Source organism: Burkholderia humptydooensis (assembly GCF_001513745.1).
In the GTDB taxonomy this organism is placed as follows: Bacteria; Pseudomonadota; Gammaproteobacteria; order Burkholderiales; family Burkholderiaceae; genus Burkholderia; species Burkholderia humptydooensis.
The window spans coordinates 2,795,852-2,815,223 of record NZ_CP013380.1; the positions used below are offsets into that span (position 1 = coordinate 2,795,852).

The 19,372-nt window shown below is 58.8% G+C and carries 14 protein-coding genes and 2 pseudogenes; 5 read left to right on the plus strand and 11 right to left on the minus strand.

Features of this window, described 5'->3' with window-relative positions; all coding sequences use genetic code 11:
• The first annotated feature begins 47 nt into the window (after positions 1–47).
• From AQ610_RS12455 to tnpC, 5 genes and pseudogenes are all read left to right on the plus strand, one after another.
• Positions 48–728, plus strand: a complete 681-nt coding sequence (locus AQ610_RS12455; protein ID WP_006029516.1) for an HAD family hydrolase — start codon at positions 48–50, stop codon at positions 726–728.
• A gap of 404 nt (positions 729–1,132) precedes the next feature.
• The gene (locus AQ610_RS12460; protein WP_006029515.1) at positions 1,133–3,583 is read left to right on the plus strand and encodes a phosphocholine-specific phospholipase C; all 2,451 of its coding nucleotides are present in this window, start codon (positions 1,133–1,135) and stop codon (positions 3,581–3,583) included.
• Between the two features lie 257 nt (positions 3,584–3,840).
• On the plus strand, positions 3,841–4,041 hold the full coding sequence (locus tag AQ610_RS36025) for a hypothetical protein (protein WP_144411948.1): 201 nt from the start codon (positions 3,841–3,843) through the stop codon (positions 4,039–4,041).
• 40 nt (positions 4,042–4,081) lie between these two features.
• Entirely contained in the window at positions 4,082–4,681 is a 600-nt protein-coding gene (locus tag AQ610_RS12465; RefSeq protein ID WP_080595267.1) for a hypothetical protein, read from the plus strand.
• 268 nt (positions 4,682–4,949) lie between these two features.
• A pseudogene (tnpC, locus tag AQ610_RS12470) lies at positions 4,950–5,801 on the plus strand (IS66 family transposase); the annotation flags it as partial.
• A 182-nt stretch (positions 5,802–5,983) separates the two neighbouring features.
• On the opposite strand, the gene AQ610_RS38130 reads toward tnpC, so the two are convergent.
• The 11 genes and pseudogenes from AQ610_RS38130 to AQ610_RS12515 all read right to left on the minus strand — a co-directional run bounded on the left by AQ610_RS38130 (position 5,984) and on the right by AQ610_RS12515 (position 19,327).
• Positions 5,984–6,529, minus strand: coding sequence for a proline dehydrogenase family protein (locus AQ610_RS38130; protein ID WP_006029512.1), 546 nt, complete (start codon positions 6,527–6,529; stop codon positions 5,984–5,986).
• A 36-nt stretch (positions 6,530–6,565) separates the two neighbouring features.
• Positions 6,566–6,967, minus strand: a complete 402-nt coding sequence (locus tag AQ610_RS38135; protein ID WP_309294829.1) for a hypothetical protein — start codon at positions 6,965–6,967, stop codon at positions 6,566–6,568.
• An 864-nt stretch (positions 6,968–7,831) separates the two neighbouring features.
• Positions 7,832–8,749: a LysR family transcriptional regulator gene (locus AQ610_RS33490; RefSeq protein WP_006029510.1), complete on the minus strand. Its 918-nt coding sequence runs from the start codon at positions 8,747–8,749 to the stop codon at positions 7,832–7,834.
• 41 nt (positions 8,750–8,790) lie between these two features.
• Positions 8,791–10,164 (minus strand): undecaprenyl-phosphate glucose phosphotransferase, encoded by a 1,374-nt coding sequence (locus tag AQ610_RS12480; RefSeq protein WP_043283330.1) that lies wholly within the window; start codon positions 10,162–10,164, stop codon positions 8,791–8,793.
• A gap of 32 nt (positions 10,165–10,196) precedes the next feature.
• Positions 10,197–10,979: pseudogene (locus tag AQ610_RS12485) on the minus strand (Crp/Fnr family transcriptional regulator).
• Positions 10,980–11,527: 548 nt separating this feature from the next.
• Positions 11,528–12,814: an ArgE/DapE family deacylase gene (locus AQ610_RS12490; RefSeq protein WP_043283319.1), complete on the minus strand. Its 1,287-nt coding sequence runs from the start codon at positions 12,812–12,814 to the stop codon at positions 11,528–11,530.
• 233 nt (positions 12,815–13,047) lie between these two features.
• The gene (locus AQ610_RS12495) at positions 13,048–14,631 is read right to left on the minus strand and encodes a zinc-binding metallopeptidase family protein (protein WP_006029505.1); all 1,584 of its coding nucleotides are present in this window, start codon (positions 14,629–14,631) and stop codon (positions 13,048–13,050) included.
• Positions 14,632–14,920: 289 nt separating this feature from the next.
• Complete coding sequence (locus tag AQ610_RS12500) at positions 14,921–15,841, minus strand: Lrp/AsnC family transcriptional regulator (protein ID WP_045554859.1); 921 nt, start codon at positions 15,839–15,841, stop codon at positions 14,921–14,923.
• Between the two features lie 472 nt (positions 15,842–16,313).
• Positions 16,314–17,450, minus strand: a complete 1,137-nt coding sequence (locus AQ610_RS12505; RefSeq protein ID WP_009914500.1) for a porin — start codon at positions 17,448–17,450, stop codon at positions 16,314–16,316.
• A 45-nt stretch (positions 17,451–17,495) separates the two neighbouring features.
• Complete coding sequence (locus tag AQ610_RS12510) at positions 17,496–18,995, minus strand: aldehyde dehydrogenase (RefSeq protein ID WP_006029503.1); 1,500 nt, start codon at positions 18,993–18,995, stop codon at positions 17,496–17,498.
• Positions 18,996–19,111: 116 nt separating this feature from the next.
• Positions 19,112–19,327 carry a gamma-glutamyl-gamma-aminobutyrate hydrolase family protein gene (locus tag AQ610_RS12515; RefSeq protein ID WP_009914497.1) on the minus strand — a complete coding sequence of 72 codons (216 nt, stop codon included), beginning with the start codon at positions 19,325–19,327 and terminating at the stop codon, positions 19,112–19,114.
• Positions 19,328–19,372: the final 45 nt, after the last annotated feature.

Below are 19,372 nucleotides of genomic sequence, written 5' to 3' on the forward strand. Positions count from 1 at the left end.
ATCGGCTGTCTAATCGGCGCGTAAGCGCGTTATACAAGGATTCACGGATGCATAAAAATGTCGCGATGTTCGACCTTGATCATACTCTGCTGCCGCTTGACACTGACCAGGCCTGGGGTCGCTTCATCGCCGAATTCGGCTGGGTGGACAACGGCGCTTATACAGGACAGATCGACGAATATTACCGCCACTTTGTTGCCGAAAAGTCCGACATCTACGCGTATCTCGCCATATCGCTCGCGCCATTTACACGCTATCCGCGCACGCAACTCCAGCGCTGGCATGCGCGGTTCATGGACGAGGTGATCCGTCCGGCGATCCGGCCGAGAGCTCGTGCCCTAGTCGACTGGCATCGCGAAAACGGCGATCTCTGCGGCATCTTGACGGCTACGAATGTGTTTGTTGCGCGACCGATTGCGGCTGAATTCGGGATCGACCATTTACTCGGCCTTGAACTCGAAACCAAAGATGGTACCCCAGACGGCGAATTCACCGGGCGCAGTACTGGCTTGCCGTGCTTCCGCGAAGGAAAAATTGTCCGCATGGCTATGTGGCTAGATTCGCTCGGCTATGCCCCGTCGGACTTCGAGCGGATTTACTTCTACGGCGATTCGATCAACGATGTTCCCCTGCTGGATTTCGTCACACATCCAGTTGCGACCAATCCCGACAGCCAACTTTCTCACATTGCAGGCATGCGTGGGTGGCCGGTCATGAGCCTGTATTGATTCAAACGGCTCTTTCCATTGATTTTCATCGTAGGAGCGAATATGAAGTCCAGAGATTTAGCCGATAACAACAGTCGATTGAGAATTCAGCCTAAGCCAACTGGGAAATTGCCTATGACGTCATCAGGCTTCATCAGGCGTCATTCGCTACCCTCACAAAGACTCCTTGCGATCGCGCTGCTATGTGCGCTGGGGGGCTGTGGCGGCGACGATTCGGGTACCGCTGCAAGCAACCTGGCTACCAATCGCACGGTGTCGGCCGTGCCGGGCTCGACTCCTAGTATGCATTGCGCGAACGCATGCCACTGAGCCAACACGAGTATCACTGCGGGATGACCTGCGCGCCCCATGAGGGGCAATGGCTTCCGGCACGTCCGATTAGCTAACCATTATAGAGATCGATAATGCAGAAGAAACCCACGACACGACGTCAGTTCCTCGCAGACGCACTGAAGCTCGCGGGCGCCACCGCGGTCACGGGCGTGCTGCCCGAGAGTATCCTCCGCGCACAATCCATCCCGCCGGCGACCGTGACCGGCACAATCCAGGATGTCAAGCACGTCGTGATCCTTATGCAGGAGAATCGCGCGTTTGACCACTACCTCGGTACCTTGTGCGGCGTGCGGGGCTTCGGCGATCCACGGCCAGTTGTGATTTCTAGCGGCTATCCGGTATGGCACCAGCCCTGGCTGCAATCCTCCGTGTTGCCGTTTCATCCGACGCCACCGGCCGGCATGGCGAACGGAGACACCTATTACAACGATCTCGACCACAGTTGGGAGACAACTCACATTGCGTGGAACTTCGGCCGCTACGACAACTGGGTTCAGGCGAAGACCAGCGGCACAATGTATTACTTCACGCAAAGCGATATCCCGTTCTATTACGCGCTGGCAAGCACGTTCACCGTGTGCGATGACTACCATTGCTCAATGCTCGGCCCGACTGATCCGAACCGCCTGTATTTATTTACAGGATGTTGCGGCAACGTGCCTGGCTCTTCGCCGTACACGACGAACAACATGGCCGGCACCAGCTGGGCGACGCTGCCGGAGCGGCTGAACGCATCCGGCATCACGTGGAAATTCTACCAAGACAAGGGCAACGGACTCGACTACGTGCATGGCTACGGCGAATACAATCTTTCGCGGAGCAATCTCTGGTGGAACGGTAATTACGGCGACAACACGATTTTGAACTTCAAGCAGTACCAGTTCCTCGCTCAGAATGATCCGCTCGCACCAGCGCTCAACGGCACGCAGATCGATCCAATAGGTAATGGTAAGGAATACGACAAAGATCTTTTCAGTCAGCTGCAGGCTGACGTCGCGAACGACGCACTACCCCAGGTGTCGTGGATTGTCGCACCCTACGCGTATTGCGAGCATCCATCGTGGGCTGCGAGCGGCGGAGAATGGTACGTAAGCAATGTCCTTAATGCGCTGACGTCGAATCCTAAGGTCTGGGCCAGCACGGTTCTGCTCGTGATGTACGACGAAAACGATGGATTGTTCGATCACGTTCCCCCCGCAGTCCCGGCCAGTTCAGCTGCCGCCAACGGGCACTCGACCGTGTCGACTGCTGCGGAATTTGTCGGCGTTGGTGGCCACACATCGGACGGTTCGGCGACCGGTGATGTACCGATCGGGCTCGGCCCGCGTGTGCCAATGTTCGTGATCTCGCCATGGTCAAAGGGCGGCAAGGTGAATTCGGAGGTCTTCGACCACACGTCGGTGATCCGTTTCCTGGAGGCTCGGTTCGGGTTTCGCGAAACCAACATCTCGCCGTGGCGGCGTACGGTGTGCGGAGATCTTACGTCGGCCTTCGATTTTTCGAACGCGGACCAGACAGTTCCGGCAATTCAGCCTGCAGCCAGTAACATGAATCCGACCGGCTTGCCAGTGCCCATCCCATACCCGACGAGTACTGCGGTGCCTGCCCAGGCGACCGGCCGCAGCATCGCCTGCCGCCTACCCTACGAGTTCTTTGTCCACGGCAAGGTAATCCGGTTCGGTAAGATGCTTTCGCTCACGATGGCCAACACCGGCACCGCCGGCGTGCACTTGCAGGTATGGGGCGACGGTACCAGTTCGATTCCGCGGCAATACACGATAGCGGCTGGCGAAAGCCAGTGCACGACGCTTTGGGATGCGCTGGCATTGAATTCGAGCGGCGGCTATGACTATTCGGTCTATGGCCCGAATGGGTTCGCGCAGACCTTCCGCGGTAACATCGGCGCGGCTGGCAACGTTGGCTCGACGGCGGAAATCAGCCTGTGCTACGACGTGGCAAATGGCAACGTGCAGATTACGCTCGACAACTCAGCCGGTTTGAGCGCCACGACGTTCCAGCTGACCGACAACGCATACGGAATGAACAGGCCGCAGTCGTTCACCGTCGCCGCCGGCGCAACGCAAGCCGTCACATGGTACGGCGACGGCGGCTGGTACGACGCGTCCATTCGCGACGCGAACGATCCGAATTTCCTGCGCCGTGTCGCCGGGTGCGTGCAGGCGCTGGCCGGCGCGTTGCTAACGGACTCGGCTATCGGCAATACCAGTCGAAAGTTTGTTGCGGCGCTCGCCGCTCAGGGCTCGACGTTCAGCACGCTGCGGTTCGACTATGTCGCACCGCCGTGGAGTCATAGCCCGAAGAACTGGGTCGGTATCTACGCACCTGGCGCCCAGCCGACCAAAGCCAACTACCTGTCATGGGCGTACCTGCCAAAAAGCACCGGCTCGCTGCTGTTCTCATCGACGGCCAACTGCAAGCTGGCTTCGGGACGGTACGATGCGTGGTTTTTCTTCGACGACGGCTACACGCCGCTGGCGGGTCCCATCACGATCGACGTCTGACGCTGCCGCAACGCCCACCTGAGACTCAGTCTTGGCCTCAGGTCAATACATGTGCGCGACATGCGATATTCCGCCCGGCATCTCACGATGCCCATTGACGAGCCAAATCATAAGGAAGAAATCTTTGTTGAACGCGCCAAACTGCTGCGTCGGATCCATCTTCTCCGTTTCGAGAAGTCAACATCCGGCATCGGTTCTCTATCAATCTCGTTGAGATTTTCGGTCATGTTGATCGCATGTAGGGAGTGACATATGCAATGCTCCCTTATGTCGACGTTCAACCCGAAATTGTGTGTGTCGACCCGCTGCGTTTCGATACCGCGCCATGCGATATCCGCGCATCGACCGAGCCAGTCGTGCTCAACCTCGTTGCAGATCAGCCAGACGATTTCGGAACGCAGTGCATTTCGGGATTGTCGCTGCGCGCGTTGTCCTCGCGCATGCTTGACACATTATGAATGCGAACCCGTTCCCCGTGCCCCGCGATAAGGAGGCCCTATGACTCGCACACCCATGACACTTGCCACACTAGCCGCAGAGGCCGAGCGGACAAACACTACGTCAGTGGACTTTGGTGGTTATCGATGGTTGATAACACGCCTCTGTGGCAAGACAGAATTGCGCGGTCGCGACGATGGGAAACTATCGCTCGTCACGATTGTCGAAACTCTCATTAATGACGATGACAACCCGATCTACCACGCGCAAGTCGATTACCGGCGCCGCGGTCATGACCTATACGTCCTGCAAGGCGGCTTTTGCTGTGCGGAGGATGCGATCAACTGGGCGGCCGGGTTCCAGTGGTTCACGCGGAAAACGGGTAGCCTCATATGGGTCGGTGCCGCCGAGGACGCGACGCGTTGGTACGCGCAAATCGGCGCAAGCACCGCAGAAATCGCCGTCTTCACAGCGCGTGAGGGGGACGCGCCTCATTACACCGTGACACGCAGCCTAGAATTGGGCGGCCAGTGGATTGAGTTCCAGATCGGTGACAACACCCTTGACAACGAGAGACGAGGCATCGTTAGCTTCGAACACGCGTCGACGATTGCTCTGACGATGCCGGACTACGTAATGGAGTTAGTGCGCTCCGCGTAGTCGGTCCGCCATTTCAAAGCCTCAAAATCTTAAGTATCACTGGATCGACGAATAATGCATCGCTCCGGGCACGATGACTCTGCGGCGACGTTTGCAGAGTTCCGCTAAGCCGTGCAAGCCCTGCCTGTTCGGCTTTCGGACGGCGAGCTTGGCACGATTTCGGCCCTCGGTCGCAGTCGTAATCCGGGCTGTTATTCCTAGCTCCGGTTGGTAGGTGGGTGGTGATTACAGCTAGGGTGTTGGCCGCGATAGCGCGGCGCCGTCTGTATCGGAGAAGCTGGACCGCCAGATCGAACAGCTTGAATTGCGGCTGGAGGACCTGCAGGCCGACGAAGGTTCGGCCGATATGGCCACAGCTCCTGCAATGAAGTGGTCGAGTCGTGACGGTGCGAGCCGCAAGCCGTTGCCGGATTACCTTGAGGGCGAAGTGCGCATCGATCTGCCCGCCGACGGAGACTGCCCCGATTGCAGCGGGCAACTCAAACCACTGGGCGAAGACGTCGCGGAACAGCTCGAATACGTTCGGGCGCACTTCCGCGTGATTGGTCACCGCCGTCCGAAGCTGGCCTGCGCGTGCTTCGATCGCATCGTGCAGGCTGCGGCACCGAGTCGGCCGATCGACCGCGGCATCCCGGGTCCGGCGCTGCTCGCACACATCGCCGTGTCGAAGTTCGCGTACCACCTCCCGTTGCACCTCCAGGCAGTTATGTACGCTCGTGAGGGCGTCGAGATCGATCCGGGCGCAATGAGGTATTGGATGGGCGGTATCGCGGCGTTGCTAGCACCGCTGGTCGACGCCGTGCGCCGCTACGCGTTGGCTGGCGAGAAGGTTCGTTCGGACGACACGCCGCTGCCTGTGCTGGCACCGGGCAACTGTCGCGCGACGACAGGACGTCTGTAGGTCTACGTGCGTGATGATCGGCCGAGTGCCTCCGAAGAACCGGCAGCGATCTGGTTCACCTACTCGCCCGATCGACGGGGCGAGCATCCCCAGCAGCATCTTGCAGACTTCGCCGGCGTGCTGCAGACCGATGCGTTTGCCGGCTATGCCGATCTGTATCGCGGCGGCAACAACCAGGAAGCTGCCCGCATGGCCCACGCTCGCCGAAAGATCCATGATGAGGGTCGGCCGGGATTCGTGAATATGCGAAGCTTCGCATATTCACGATTATGCTCAGCACCGGATTATGCGAAGCGATGGCTGGAACGCATTGAGTGACGGACGTCTTGGGGCGCGGCGGTGAACATAAAGCGGGGACCGACGATCTGGTCGCCCCCGCTTCGCCGATCATGCTGTTACTTCTAGCGCGCCCGGTTTCTATGTAGCATCGCTGCGATGATATATCCAGCAATTCGCGGATTTTCCTTGATTCGCCGGGTACTGTAGCCATACCAGTCATGGCCGTATGGCACATAAACGCCCACGTTGAATCCCTGCGCAAGCAGAGCATTACGCATCGGTTCACAGACCCCCAGCAACATCTGGAACTCGAATCGTGATCTGTCGATCCGTTCGCGTTGCAGCCACTTGGTCAGCGCATCGATCAATTGTGCGTCGTGGGTTGCAATGCCTACGAATGATCCTGCCTGTATTGTGCTCGAAACGTGTCGGACGAAGTGCGCATTGATTGCTGCCCGATCCCTCGATGCACCGTCGACGAGATGCTCGCTTGCCTCTGCATAGATTCCTTTGCAAATGCGCATGCGGCTCTTGCGCGCCTGAAGTGGAACGATGTCATCGTACGTGCGCGTCAAATACGCTTGCAGTGCGATTCCGACTGAATATCCGTCGGCTTCGAGCTTCGCGAACGCGTCGAGCGCTTTCTGAGTGCAGTTGATGTCTTCCATGTCGATGCATGCACTGATCCCGTGCGACGCTGCCGCTCACAGAATCGCTGAGACTCGTGCCATGCACGCGTCTTCGTCGAGATGCAGCCCCAGGGCGGTCAACTTTATCGACAGCTCGGCAGGCTCACTTTCTGCGCCTAGCGCTTGGACGAGATTGAGGTAATCGCGAGTCATTGATTCTGCCTGATCAGACGACGAAGCAGTCTCGCCCAACACATCAACGGTTGTTCGGTAGCCTCGTGCGTGGAGCGCTTGGATGCGTGTTAGGGCATCTCGGAGCGTTTCGCCAGCGATATAGCGGCGGGAGATCTTACGGATCAGCGAACGGGGAACGAGCGGGATGGCGCGAGCCGCCATCGTATTGAGAATACGCATGTTGTGGTCTCTTGAAAATGCAGTCGCACGAATTTGGATGAGATGATTCGATTCGAGCAACATCGCCGGGCCTGTTACTCACAAAAGGTCCGGGACGACTGCCAACGCAGATGCAATCACGGCATCAACGCAGGTCTTTAGTGCAATTTCGAGGGAGGCCAGGCAGCTGCGTACATTGTTCGAGTGGGGGCTTGTGCAGTTCGCTTCGGGTTGGTCAACACCTGCTTTCATTACATCAGCTAGGCACAGTGAATCGTAGCACGCGCGAGCAAACGATGGAGTACCGGATTGTGCGCAGCGACACGAGCTGGGGTTGCCAGGGAGTGGTCGGCGCGTCGTCCGGGTGAATCAGGGCGGTCAACCGTCTTCGGTCGGCCAGAAAGGCGGGGGCATACAGCGCATCGAGCGCGGCGACGAGCCCCTGCCACAGCGACGGTACGCCGACGCTGCGCTGCGCGCGACCGCCTCGCGGGTCGGGTCCCCCGCCGCCTGCCACGCGACGGCGAGGTAGACGCGCAGTTCCTGTTCGGCGCGGGGGGTGATCGTCGCACGGATACGACGAGCCCCGGTAGATCTGCGAAATCCGCCACGTTCAGCGTCATCAGCGCGTAGCCGTGCTCGATCGCCTGCGGCTGCAGCAGTGGGTTACAGTGGTCCGTCCGCTGACGGCGGACGCGACAGCAACGATGAACTTCGAGAAGTTTGTGTGTCGTGCGGCATCTTCAGTCTTCCGCAAAGCGTCCGGCGGGGCGTTCCCTCCCGTTCGCGACCGACTCAAGCGGGGGTATGTTTGCCTAGGGGCGGGCTATCACGTCCCGACGGTGTCCGGCATGGTCTCCTGATACGGAGATGCGAGCCGGGTAAGGCGTGCGTGAGCTCTGCTCCGGTGCCGACAGGCCCGAAATACGACGGTGGCAAGGCAATGCGTCACGCGGGGGCGTAGGTTTCGAATGTCGCGAGGAGATGGTCCACGAAGGTTCTCACCTTGGGCGGCAGGTGATGACGGCTTGGATAAGCGACACAAATGGTTGGTCCGGGGGAGGAGTACCCCGGCAGCAACGGCTTCAACGTTCCCTTTTGAATTGCTGATCGAACCAGTGCCGGCTCGACAAAACCTATTCCCGTTCCAGACAGGATCATCTGCACTAGAAAATCGACGTTGTTGACGACCAGCGCCGGTCGGCATTTGAGCATGGTGCTGCCGTCCGGGCCGGTGACGAGCATCTCGGAATGAGTGTGACGTGTTCCGGACACACGTGCTGCGGACATCGTGACACACACGTGGTCCGTCAGTTGTTCCGGGCGCGTTGGTTCGCCGTGCCGCGTTAGATACGCAGGCGACGCGCAAGCAATCCGGGGGGTATTGTAGATGGTTCGTACGACGAGGCTCGTGCATGATACCGATGACCGGTCGATGATTCCAACGTCATATCCCTCCCTGACGAGGTCGGTCGGACGATCGACAAGCACGGGCATGGGCAGTACGTCAGAATACGTCTTGCAGTAGTCGTAAAGACACGATGCGAGATGCTCTAACGAAAGGGAAGCCAAAACCGCGATGCGCAAGGTGCCCGCCGGTCTCCGTGTAGGCGCCAGTACGGCACGTTCGAGGGCGTCGAGTTTTTTGAGGATGTCGCGGATGCGCGCGCAATAGCTGCGACCGAAGTCGGTTACTGACAGCTCCCTAGTCTTGCGAATAAGCAATCTTTCCCCTAGTTGCTGCTCGAGCAATGTCACTTGACGGTTGATTGCCGATTGAGAAATCCCGAGTCGATCGGCCGCTCGAACGAAGCTTCCGTCATCCACCACCTGTACGAACGAGCGCATCGATTGAAGTTTATCCATATTGCTGCCCTCAGAACTTGATGATGGCTGCCGCGCCGCAGTTAGAACGCATTTCGGCCGACGAAGCCGCGCGTGATCGTCATCAGGATGATTTTCATGTCGAACCAGAAGCTCCAGTTCTGCATGTAGAACAGGTCGAATTTCACGCGCGCGGCCATCGTCTCGACTTTGCGCGTTTCGCCGCGAAAGCCGTTGACCTGCGCCCAGCCCGTGATGCCGGGTCGAACGCGATACCTATACATGTAGGAGTCGACGATCTGGCGGTAGAAATCGTCGTGTTCGAGCGCGTGCGGGCGCGGGCCGACGACCGACATCTGCCCGAACAACACGTTGAAGAACTGCGGCAGCTCGTCGAGCGACGTACGCCGCAGGAACGCGCCGAGGGGCGTGATGCGTGCGTCGTTGCGCGACGCCTGCTGCAGGACGCCCGGCTGCTGCCGGTGCACGCGCATAGTCCGGAACTTGAAGATGTCGAACTCACGGCCGTCGGCACCCTTGCGGCGCTGCCGGAACAGCACGGGCCCCGGCGACGATAGCTTGACCCCGATCGCCAGCACTATGAGCATCGGCAGGAGCGGGATCAATACAGCTAGCGCGAACGCGCGGTCGAATACGAACTTTGCCCGCAGCTCCGACATGGATCGCGGCGTCGTCGCGAGGTTGATCGCCGGCATGCCGAGCACGTTGGTCGTCGATCGGTCGACGACGGCGACATGCCGCACGTCCGGCAGCAGGCGCAGCTCGACGAACTCATCGCACAGCTCGCGCACGATCCGGTGGATGCGCCGCTCGTGCGACATCGACAGCGTCAGCCATACCTCGTCGATCTCGCCTTCGCGTATTCTGCGGCGCAGCTCGTTCCAGTCGCCGATCGTGGGCACGCCGCCGATGTCGCGCTCTCCACGCGCGGCGTCGTCGAACACGCATGTGGGAACGAACGTGCGATCCGACGCAAGCTGCATCCGTTCCAGCGCCACGCGGCCGTATGCCATCGTGCCGACAACCGCGACGCGACGCTGCCGGGAACTCGCATCGCCGAGCCGCAGCGAGACTGCCAGAACCGCTGCCCTGCCGAACAGCAATGCAGCGTCCCCCGCGAGCACTGTGTGCACGATCCAGCGCATCGATATCGTCGCGCCGCGGTTCATGATCCACATCGCGCACGCGACCGCCAGCAGGCTTGCGCACGCGACGGCGACCGCCGCACGTGATAACGTGCGCCAGCCGCGCTTGCCGGCAGCTGGCGCACCGCCGCCCTGCTGTAGCAACAGCATCGTCAGCACGCACAACATCGCGATCGCGCCGTGCTGCGCGTCGGTCAGGACATGCCACGCGAGTCCCAGCCACGCCTGCGCGGCCAGCATGCCCGCCAGCACCAGCGCGGTATCGACGGCCGCCACCATCACATGGCGCATCGAATGCACTCCATCGGGTGTCGCGCGCATCGTCATGCAGCGTGCACCGAAAACACGCTGACCGGCTCCGGCATCGGTGCGCGAATCGGCGCCATGGACAAGTTCCCATGCTCGCCAAGCAGACTACGATATTTCGCGCGAATTAGGTCGTGGCATTCGCATGCGTACCGTTCGAGCCCTTCGCGATCGAGCACCGTAATGCAGGCACGGCGCTGCCGGATCAAGCCGGCATCCTGCAGATAGCCGGCCGCCATGGTCACGCCCTCGCGCCTTACGCCGAGCATGTTCGCGATCGTCTGCTGCGTGATGGCCAGCTCGTCACCGTCGACCCGGTCGTGCGCGAGCAGCAGCCAGCTGCTCAACTGCTCGCTGATAGAGTGATGCCGGTTGCATAGCGCCCTACGCGAGATATGCTCCAGCGTGGCCTAGGAATAGTTGAGCATCAGCCGGAACGTGACCGGCGAGCGTTCGACCTCCCCGCGCATCACCCAACGTGGCACGCGGTAGGCCATCCCACCGATGCGCACCTCGAACCGACTCGACCCCGCATAGCCGCCGCTCAGTTCCGACAGCCCGACGAGACCCTCGCGGCCGACCAAGACGATCTCGCTCATCGAGCCGTCCTGCATCAGATGCAGCACCGACAGTATTGCGGTCGTCGGGAAGTGTATATAACGCATCTGCTCGCCGACTCGACCGAGTAAGCCGGGCTCGATCCTGACCAGTTCAAGATGCGGCGCGAGGACCCGGATGCTGTCCTCCGGAAGGGCATCGAGGATCGCATTCGCCGAGTAACTCGATTGAAGAAGAGGCATTTCCGTTTCCCTTTCTATCCGCGCCGCATGAAGTCGTAATCGCGGAATTCTTGTCACACACGCTATCTTGACCGATGATTCATTGCAAGAAAAAACATGAATGAATTGCGCAGAGTTTCCCTAGACGGCGCGAAAACAATAAATGCGACTCACCCAGAGAAAGTTTTAATATATTCTGCATCGGCCTATAATTCTCGACTATGCTACACCAATGGATTCATACGTGAATACTCTAAATAGTCAATTCTTGAAAAATGGAAACATTCTAAATATTTCACGATTTTTCAATGCTCCCGAATCGCGGACGTGTGAGTAGGGCGACAAGCCGCCGCAGTGGGACGGGCCATATAAAAGCGCCCAAGCAGTCGGTTTTTGGATGCCGCCTTCACCTTCCCAAACCGCGTCCGAGCCAATACATGACGATCTAACAGGACGAGTTCGCCGGCTGGACCGCTCGTGCGAGTTTTCACACGACTTCGGCTGGCTTGTACCGCGATCAGAGGGCCTGAACGCTTCCGATCGATTGCATATCTTAAAGAAACTTCCGGTCAGCTTTCGATACGTTTCAGACCACACCATTCCGCAATGAACAATGCAATGCTCTTCGTGATCCGTCTAATCGATTCAATATGTACACGTTCGTCGAATCCGTGAATATCCCGAGATTTCGGACCATAAACCAGCGTCGGAATCTCGCCGTAAATCACGAATACACGGGCATCGAGATAACTGGGCGTCGTGAACGATTCGAGTTCGGAATCGAACGCCGTCTTGTGACAGCGACGCAGCACGCTTTCGGCGTCGCCGCCCTCTTCAAGCACGTAGCCTTCGGCATAGAAACCCGTCTTGGTCACGACAGGACGTTTCCCCCCGAATCGGGCGTCGCTACCAGCACATTTGTCGAGGCATTCTGTGACCGCTGCATATGCTTCGTCCGCGGGTGTACCCGGATAGGTGGCCAGGCGAAGGGTGAATTCGCACCATGGCGGCACGGTCGACGGCCAGTCGCCACCGGCAATCTGACCAATGTTGAAATTGATCGGATGATCGAGATGCTCGAAATGTCGGTGACAATGATGCTGCGCATTCCACTTCGCTTCGAGTTCGCGCAGCGCCCCGATGAGCGTCTGCGCAGCATCGATTGCATTGAAGCCAGCGGCCATCTCGCGCGTATGACTTGGGCGGCCATCCACTCGAACCTTGAGCCAGAGCACACCCACATTCGCCCGCACGAGCATGTTTTCTTCGGGTTCGGGAATGATTGCCGCGTCGGCCGTATAGCCACGCAGCAACGCAGCGAGCGCGCCATTTCCCGTGCATTCCTCTTCGACTACCGACTGAAAGTAAATCGGCGCCGTCGGATTAAAGCCCGCTGCTTTAATTGCATCGAATGCAAAGAGATTCGCGGCAAGACCAGCTTTCATGTCCGCTGCTCCTCGGCCATACATCCAGCCGTCCGTGATTTCGGCATCCCACGGCGAACGCGACCACATCTCCACCGGACCGGTCGGCACGACATCGATGTGTCCGTTGAGAATCAGTGAGCGGCCTTCGTGGTTTTCCGGCCGATAGGTGCCCACGACGTTAAATGCATTTTCATACGAGACAGTTGCCGGCCCGAAGCCAGGATGATCCTTGATTTCGTTGACGTCGAGGGGCCAGCGATCCATTGTGAGGCCGCGCTCTTTCATCGCGTCAAAAAGGAAGTCCTGTGCGGTGTGTTCGCAGCCACGTAGCGAAGGAAATCGCACGAGTTCCTGAGTGAATCGAAGTTGCGAATCGAAGGCTACGTCAACTGCAGCGAAGATACGTTGGGTGGTTGCCGCATCAATCAAGGTGTTTCTCCAGAACTCTGTTGCCAAATTGCGGTAGTGACAAACGCCGCCATGTATCCTGTCAGCGCCCTTTAGCTTCGGGCAGCCCGAGCGAGATTCATCGTCACCGTAGCGCGATCAACTCCAGCGAGCTGCTTGCACCCAGCAATATGCTGCAGCCGGCCTCCGCCTGTTGCATCGATGTCTGAGCGCGCGTGCGCGAGATCGAGCAGCCTTCTGCCCGATTCGCCCTGTTACTCCGTCTCTTGACGAGTTGGATGCCAGACGCGCGTACCATCTGGTTTGCTTTCATAGTCGGGCCAAGGAAGGTCAAACGGCGCTTCGAAGTCCTTTGGCAACAAAGGACCGGGATAATCTTTCGAACGCTCGTCGAATTCACGCTTCGCCTCTGCAAGCACTTCCGGCCGAGTCAACATGTCGATTAAGGTTAACGCGACTGTCCGGCTCGCGACGTCCAAGGTTGGGTCAATCGTTTCCGGGATTCCGCCCAAGGCATTCATCACCCATGCGGGATACGGCTTTGCTCCGACCGGCGCAGCCAGCGTGGGCCGCGCAACGTAGAAGCGCACCGTCGGCGTATAGTGTGTCATCTCGACGTAATCGTCGCTTGTCCAACTCAGCTGCCAAGGTGCCAATATTTCTCGAATCCGACGCTCCGTTTCTTGCGGGCTCGTCAGTTTCTCGGTTTCATCGAGAAACGGCTTTTCCATCGGTTCGATACCGAGGTTTCGCTGAATTTCATGCGCGACCGCAATCGCCTTCTCGTCATATTTCGGGGGGCCAACTCGCTCGAAATTCTCATACAAAAGCTTCGCCAGCGTGTGATTTGGACGACCCGGGCGCGTTCGTGTGACCCAACGGGTGCGCAATTTGCAATGGGCCATTTCCGCGGCCAGTTCCGCGTTGCGGTTAAGTACGGCCTCGATTTTGTCAGCCATTTCGAGGTCCGGACAACGCCAGGAGTATTGAATCTGGGCGAGAAACGGAGCGAGGTTATCCGCAGTGGCCTGGTTGTTCGGCAGCAGGGCCTCGCCCAGGAACCAACCGCCGTATGACGGCAGCATTGAGTCCTGCATCGTCTTGACCGTGTTGTACATGGTCATCATTGCCGCATTGGCACCCGGGGCCCGAGCGGACGCATGAGAAATGGGTGAGCCGTCCCAGTTGCCCATCTGCCAAGTCTCCGGCTCATCACAGACGAAGGTGTAAACCTTGCTTTGATATGAGCCGCAGTGCGTATCCCAGCGGACAGTGTTGCAAAGCGGCATCATGAAAAACGGGTGAAAGCTAACGAGCGCGTCGACGTTGTCATAGTAGCCGCGCAAGCCGTGAACAACCTTGGAGCCAAGCATCTTCTCTGCCGGCTCACCGGTATAGCGCAGTGTGCCCCCAATGTCGTGCTTCTCCATGGCCCGCTTGGCCGCGAGCAGACCACCTAACGTGGAGATACCGAGCGCAGAATGCGGGTCCGTATGTCCGCAAGAGAACTCGCTCGACTCATCCCGAAGGGTTTTGGAGGTAGTGGCGGCCTGGTTGTTGTTCGGCACGCCGTCGTACTCTGCGTACGTCATCACGGTCGGTCCAGGCCCGTTGCTCCAAGTGGCGCAAAAGGCGGTGGGCATGCCGCCGCTTGCTTCCTCTACCGTAAAGCCTTCTTCACGCAGCAAGTCCACATAGAAGCGCGCGGATTTGTACTCGCGCCATGACGGTTCAGCGTAGTCCCAAATCTGCTTGTTCCACTTCGACAGGTCGCCAAGATGCTCTGCGACCCAGTTGAGGGCAGTTTCCTTGGCAGCAGTATTGTCCTTCATGTTCATCTACGGCCTCTTTGACCAAATTGCGCATCGCGGGGAGATGCGCCGGATACATTGGAGTTGATGCTGCGGCAGCAAATCAGCCCTGTCAAACAAGCATTCTCGGTATTTTTTCCCGACAAAGGAAAGATTGTCGGATATTCAACTTGCTTTTTCTCGCATCTTCGGCAGCCGCCCATAATAAAAAAACAATCTGCGAAAGCTTGGCATCGTTTTTTTTTGCGTGGCGCGCGCAGTCATAGGGTCTCCCCGCCCCGAGGCGCGCGGCCCGCTTTCTTCGGCCCTCTTTTCTCTAAGCTCGCGCCGCGGTCCCAAGCTCGATTGCCTCGATTGGATACTCGTACCGCTCCCGAAGAATCTGAACGTGCAGCCACTGCTCGCAGTAAGTAACACTCTTTAATGCCATCAATCTCGAAACAAGCTGGTTGAAGTCACGCAGCGAGCTGAAGCTCACTGTCGCAAGAACATCGAATCGCCCTACCGTGCGAGCCAAGAACTCAAGGCCCCAGCCGCTGCTCAATATCCGAGCAGCAGCGTCGATATCGCCGTTGACGTTGATCCCTATGCCGAAGATGAAATCATCGATCATGTTCGAGCGTTGCTTGATTGCCCCAATTTGGATCACCCCGGACCTCAAGAGATGAAGGACTCGCGTGCGGCAACCACTGATTGACAGTCCGACCTTCTGGGAGAGGTCCGAATAGCTAGCGCGGCCGTCATTCTGAAGAAGTGAGATAAGCGCAATGTCAATCTCGTCGAACTTGTACGACAAGACGTTCGGCTGTTCCCTATGTAAAAAGCTAGTTAACACCCTGTCGTAAATTAGAACTTGAACCTCAACGACGCCCCGGAGAGAACGGACGACCGACACCTCGGCGCTCAGTTCGCTCATGCACGAGTGCCGTGTTTCAGCGATAACGTGGTACGCGCCAGCAGCAATCGAAATGAACACGGCAGAACTAAGCTTCTCCAGCTGTTGGATTACCGGCCTTACATCTCCGCTGACGCTAATGGAAAGATGCGCCGACACCGTCAATCCAAGCACCTGAGGGTGCAGAGCCGCGACTACTCTAATCTGCCCCGACTCAATGAGCGGAACCACTCTTGCAGCAACGTTGTCACGGCTCACATTCAGATTTCGAGCGATGTTTACGAAAGAGATTCGTCCGTCTCGCCGTAGTACCGCGATGATTTGCTTGGTTAAGTTGTCCATGAGATAGGAGGCATCGCTGCTGAAGATTGGGCTCTGCGTGGCAGGAACAAGCGATCGTCGTGAACCGAATCGCTTAGTGACGTTGACCCGGTCCAACGGACGGATTTGCAGTCCGCCATTCGACATTCGATCTGGCCGCCGTCAGGCGTTGAGTCGCAGGTTATCCACGGGGGCAGCGTGTCCCCTCTCACGACCATGACGGTGCCCGCTGGTGGGCAACCCGCAAGACGACACGGTTTGCCTTTGCGCGCTGGCGCTTTCGAGTTCGAGCGGAGATCGGCACCTAGATCACCGGCGAAAGCATCCTGGTGTCGCTCAACGACGACGCACACCTCGCGTGCTTAATCGCCATATGGACACCCGCGCGCTTCATCCATTATCGTTACGTGGCCACAGCAAGCCAACGCAGGAGCGCGGCCGGCAATTGCTAAACGCACTGCCGCAACGGGGAATCGCTCGCGTACAGCACGCGTTAGAACGAGTGCGACATCCCCATGCGCGCGACGAACTGATGCCCGTTCGACGATGCGCCCGCCGTCCCGGGAATATAGGCCGTATCCAGCGGCGCGCTGCCATCGCCACCGCTGAGCTTCTGATAGACCACCTGCGCATAGACCGAAGTGCGCTTGGACAGCAGGTACTGGCCCATCACGCCAACCTGATTCCAGTGCCGCGAAGCTTCGCCGCTGCTGCGCCCCAGATGTGCGAGCGTGTAGGTGTACATCGCACCCACGAGCACATCGTCGCGAAGGTTGTAACGTGCGTTGAATTCAATGTTATCGAAATTAAGCTTCGACACGTCCGATCCGAAATCGCCGACATAGAGCGACGTGGCCGGGTGCTCGATCGCCACATGCGTGTACACGAGACCGAGCACCGCCGCGCCGATGCCATAGCTCGCGCCCAGGCCATAGGTTTTCTGGTTCGCCGCGACAAAATTGGCGTCGTCCGACGCGACACTGCCCGTCGTGGTCGTGCCAGGCGAGGACAGATCTTCATACACCGCGCCGATCGTGAGCGTGCCGATGGCGTAGTTCAAACCCGCACTGACCACACGGTTGCTTGCAAAAGCGCCCGCCTTGTTACCGAAACCATAAAGCGCAGTGGCGCTCAAACCGCCATAGGTCGCGGACGTGAACTTGACGGCATTGCTCGCGTGATAAGTGGCATCGGTGTTATCGTTATCGAGCGGATGCGAGAACAGGAAGCCGCCCCAGTTTCCGTTCGCAGTCATCGCACCGATCACATCGGTGATTGAGTCGAACTGTCGGCCGAAGGTGAGCGTGCCGAAGCGATCCGATTGCAACCCCACATAGGACTGGTAACCGAACAGGCGGTCACCGTAATAGAGCTTTCCGTCATCCACCGTGAAACCGCTTTCCAGATCGAAGATTGCGTGCAGACCACCACCCAGATCCTCATTGCCCTTGATGCCCCAACGGCTCGTCGCAAGATCGACGCTCGACGTCTTCCACGCGCTGTGGCCGCCAGCGTTGTTCGTGAAGTTCAATCCTTCGTCCAACACGCCGAACAGAATCACGCTACTCTGCGCCTGTGCGCTCAGCGATACGCACAACAATCCCGTAACCACTCCGATCTTCGCCTTCATCTTTTCTCTCTCACTCGTGTGTAAATATCCGTATGTGTTTGCGTATTAGCGCAGCCGCAGCAGCGTCGATTTGAGTTCCGTGTACTTTTCCAGGGCGTGCAGCGATCTGTCTCGCCCATTACCAGATTGCCGGTAACCGCCGAACGGGAAATTCATGTCATCGCCCTCTTCGTAGCAATTGACCCAGACGGTGCCCGCGCGCAGACGTCGCGAGACGTCGTGCGCCGTGGTGAGGTCTGCCGTCCAGACTGCGGCGGCGAGTCCGTAATCGCTATCATTTGCAATCTTGATCGCTTCATCGAGCGTATCGAACGTCATCACCGAGAGCACTGGCCCGAAGATTTCCTCGCGCGCAAGCCGTGTGTCCGGCGTGGTGGCGAACAGAGTAGGCTCGATATAGAAACCACCGGTTTCCTCGCGCACTCGATTTCCCCCCACGAGCAAAGTTGAGTCGGCACGGCCGGCTTCGATCAAAGCGAGCACGCGCTCCATTTGCGCGCGATCGACGATCGCGCCCATTGCAGTTGCCGGATCGAGCGGATTGCCGGGTTGCCAGGTGCGAGCAGCGTCGAACAGCTTCTCCATGAAGCATTCCCGAATCGCGCTATGTACCAAGAGCCGCGAGCCCGCCGTGCACACTTCCCCCATGTTGTAGAAGATTGCGGCGGCCGCTGTGCGGGCCGCGCGATCGAGATCGGGACAATCAGGCAACACGATATTCGGCGACTTGCCGCCGAGTTCAAGCCACACGCGCTTGAGATTCGATTGGGCCGCGTACTGCATGATTTTCTTTCCCACCGCCGTCGAGCCGGTGAAGGCTACGCAATCAACATCGCCGTGCAGCGCAAGACATTTGCCCGTCTCGCCATCACCCGGAACAACGTTAAAAACGCCCGCCGGAATGCCAGCTTCGTGTGCGATTTGCGCGATGCGAATAGCAGTGAGCGGCGACTTCTCCGAAGGCTTAAGCACGACGCTATTGCCTGCCGCCAGGGCCGGCGCGAACTTCCATGCCGCCATCTGCAGCGGGAAATTCCACGGCACAATCGCAGCCACCACGCCGATCGGCTCGCGCGTGACGAGGCCGACCAGGTGATGATCTACAGGCGCAACTTCGCCGCCGGCTTTATCGATGGTTTCCGCGAACCAATCGAGGCAGTAGGCAGCCCCAGGAATATCTGCGGCTGTCGTGTCGGCGATGGGCTTGCCCGCGTCTAATGTTTCGAGCAGGGCAAGTTCATCCTGATGCGCGCGTAGCTCCGCCGCGAAGCGCAGCAGAGTCGCCTTGCGCTGGCGCGGATTGAGGCCCGACCACACGCCAGCATCGAATGCACGTCGCGCTGCTACAACTGCGGCTTCCACATCGGCGACGCCCGCATAGGCGATGCGAGCCAGGACGCGGCCATCGATCGGGCTGATACAGTCGAAGGTCTCGCCCGTCGCGGCTTCACGATACGCACCGTCGATAAACAGGCGTGCCTCGATTTCGAGCGTGTCGCGCCGCGCGAGCCAGTCATTCAGGCTGGCCTTCAGTGTCGTTTCCATGGGATTGTCCATAGGTTCGTCATGCTGGTGATCGCGGTCTCGGTCGTCATGCGCAGTAGCGCGTGGCATAGCATTGCTGCCATGCCGTCGCGCAGGATTGTGTTGCGTCCTTCGCCTCACGCGCTACGCGGCATTCCACGCCGAATGCTGCATATAATCGCCCGCGAAAGCGGGTTGTCCACGTACTGCCATTCCAGATACCCCTGCACACCGAGCGCGAGCGATTGCGTATCCGCTACGCTCACGACTTCGATCCGCCCATCAGGGGCCCGCACTTCCACGCACAGACCCATGCCCAGCTGGGCGATGCCCCGCCCACGCAGCGAGCGCATCTATGTCGTCCTTCGCGTTCGCCCAGTGCAGGCCGATTTGCGCGC

What these genes read in the sequence shown, in the direction of transcription:
- AQ610_RS12455 (WP_006029516.1), top strand. Translation starts at nt 48, where the DNA reads ATGCATAAAAATGTCGCGATGTTCGACCTTGATCATACTCTGCTGCCG.
- AQ610_RS12460 (WP_006029515.1), top strand. Translation starts at nt 1,133, where the DNA reads ATGCAGAAGAAACCCACGACACGACGTCAGTTCCTCGCAGACGCACTG.
- AQ610_RS36025 (WP_144411948.1), top strand. Translation starts at nt 3,841, where the DNA reads ATGCTCCCTTATGTCGACGTTCAACCCGAAATTGTGTGTGTCGACCCG.
- AQ610_RS12465 (WP_080595267.1), top strand. Translation starts at nt 4,082, where the DNA reads ATGACTCGCACACCCATGACACTTGCCACACTAGCCGCAGAGGCCGAG.
- AQ610_RS38130 (WP_006029512.1), bottom strand. Translation starts at nt 6,529, where the DNA reads ATGGAAGACATCAACTGCACTCAGAAAGCGCTCGACGCGTTCGCGAAG.
- AQ610_RS38135 (WP_309294829.1), bottom strand. Translation starts at nt 6,967, where the DNA reads ATGTTGCTCGAATCGAATCATCTCATCCAAATTCGTGCGACTGCATTT.
- AQ610_RS33490 (WP_006029510.1), bottom strand. Translation starts at nt 8,749, where the DNA reads ATGGATAAACTTCAATCGATGCGCTCGTTCGTACAGGTGGTGGATGAC.
- AQ610_RS12480 (WP_043283330.1), bottom strand. Translation starts at nt 10,164, where the DNA reads ATGCGCCATGTGATGGTGGCGGCCGTCGATACCGCGCTGGTGCTGGCG.
- AQ610_RS12495 (WP_006029505.1), bottom strand. Translation starts at nt 14,631, where the DNA reads ATGAACATGAAGGACAATACTGCTGCCAAGGAAACTGCCCTCAACTGG.
- AQ610_RS12500 (WP_045554859.1), bottom strand. Translation starts at nt 15,841, where the DNA reads ATGGACAACTTAACCAAGCAAATCATCGCGGTACTACGGCGAGACGGA.
- AQ610_RS12505 (WP_009914500.1), bottom strand. Translation starts at nt 17,450, where the DNA reads ATGAAGGCGAAGATCGGAGTGGTTACGGGATTGTTGTGCGTATCGCTG.
- AQ610_RS12510 (WP_006029503.1), bottom strand. Translation starts at nt 18,995, where the DNA reads ATGGAAACGACACTGAAGGCCAGCCTGAATGACTGGCTCGCGCGGCGC.
- AQ610_RS12515 (WP_009914497.1), bottom strand. Translation starts at nt 19,327, where the DNA reads ATGCGCTCGCTGCGTGGGCGGGGCATCGCCCAGCTGGGCATGGGTCTG.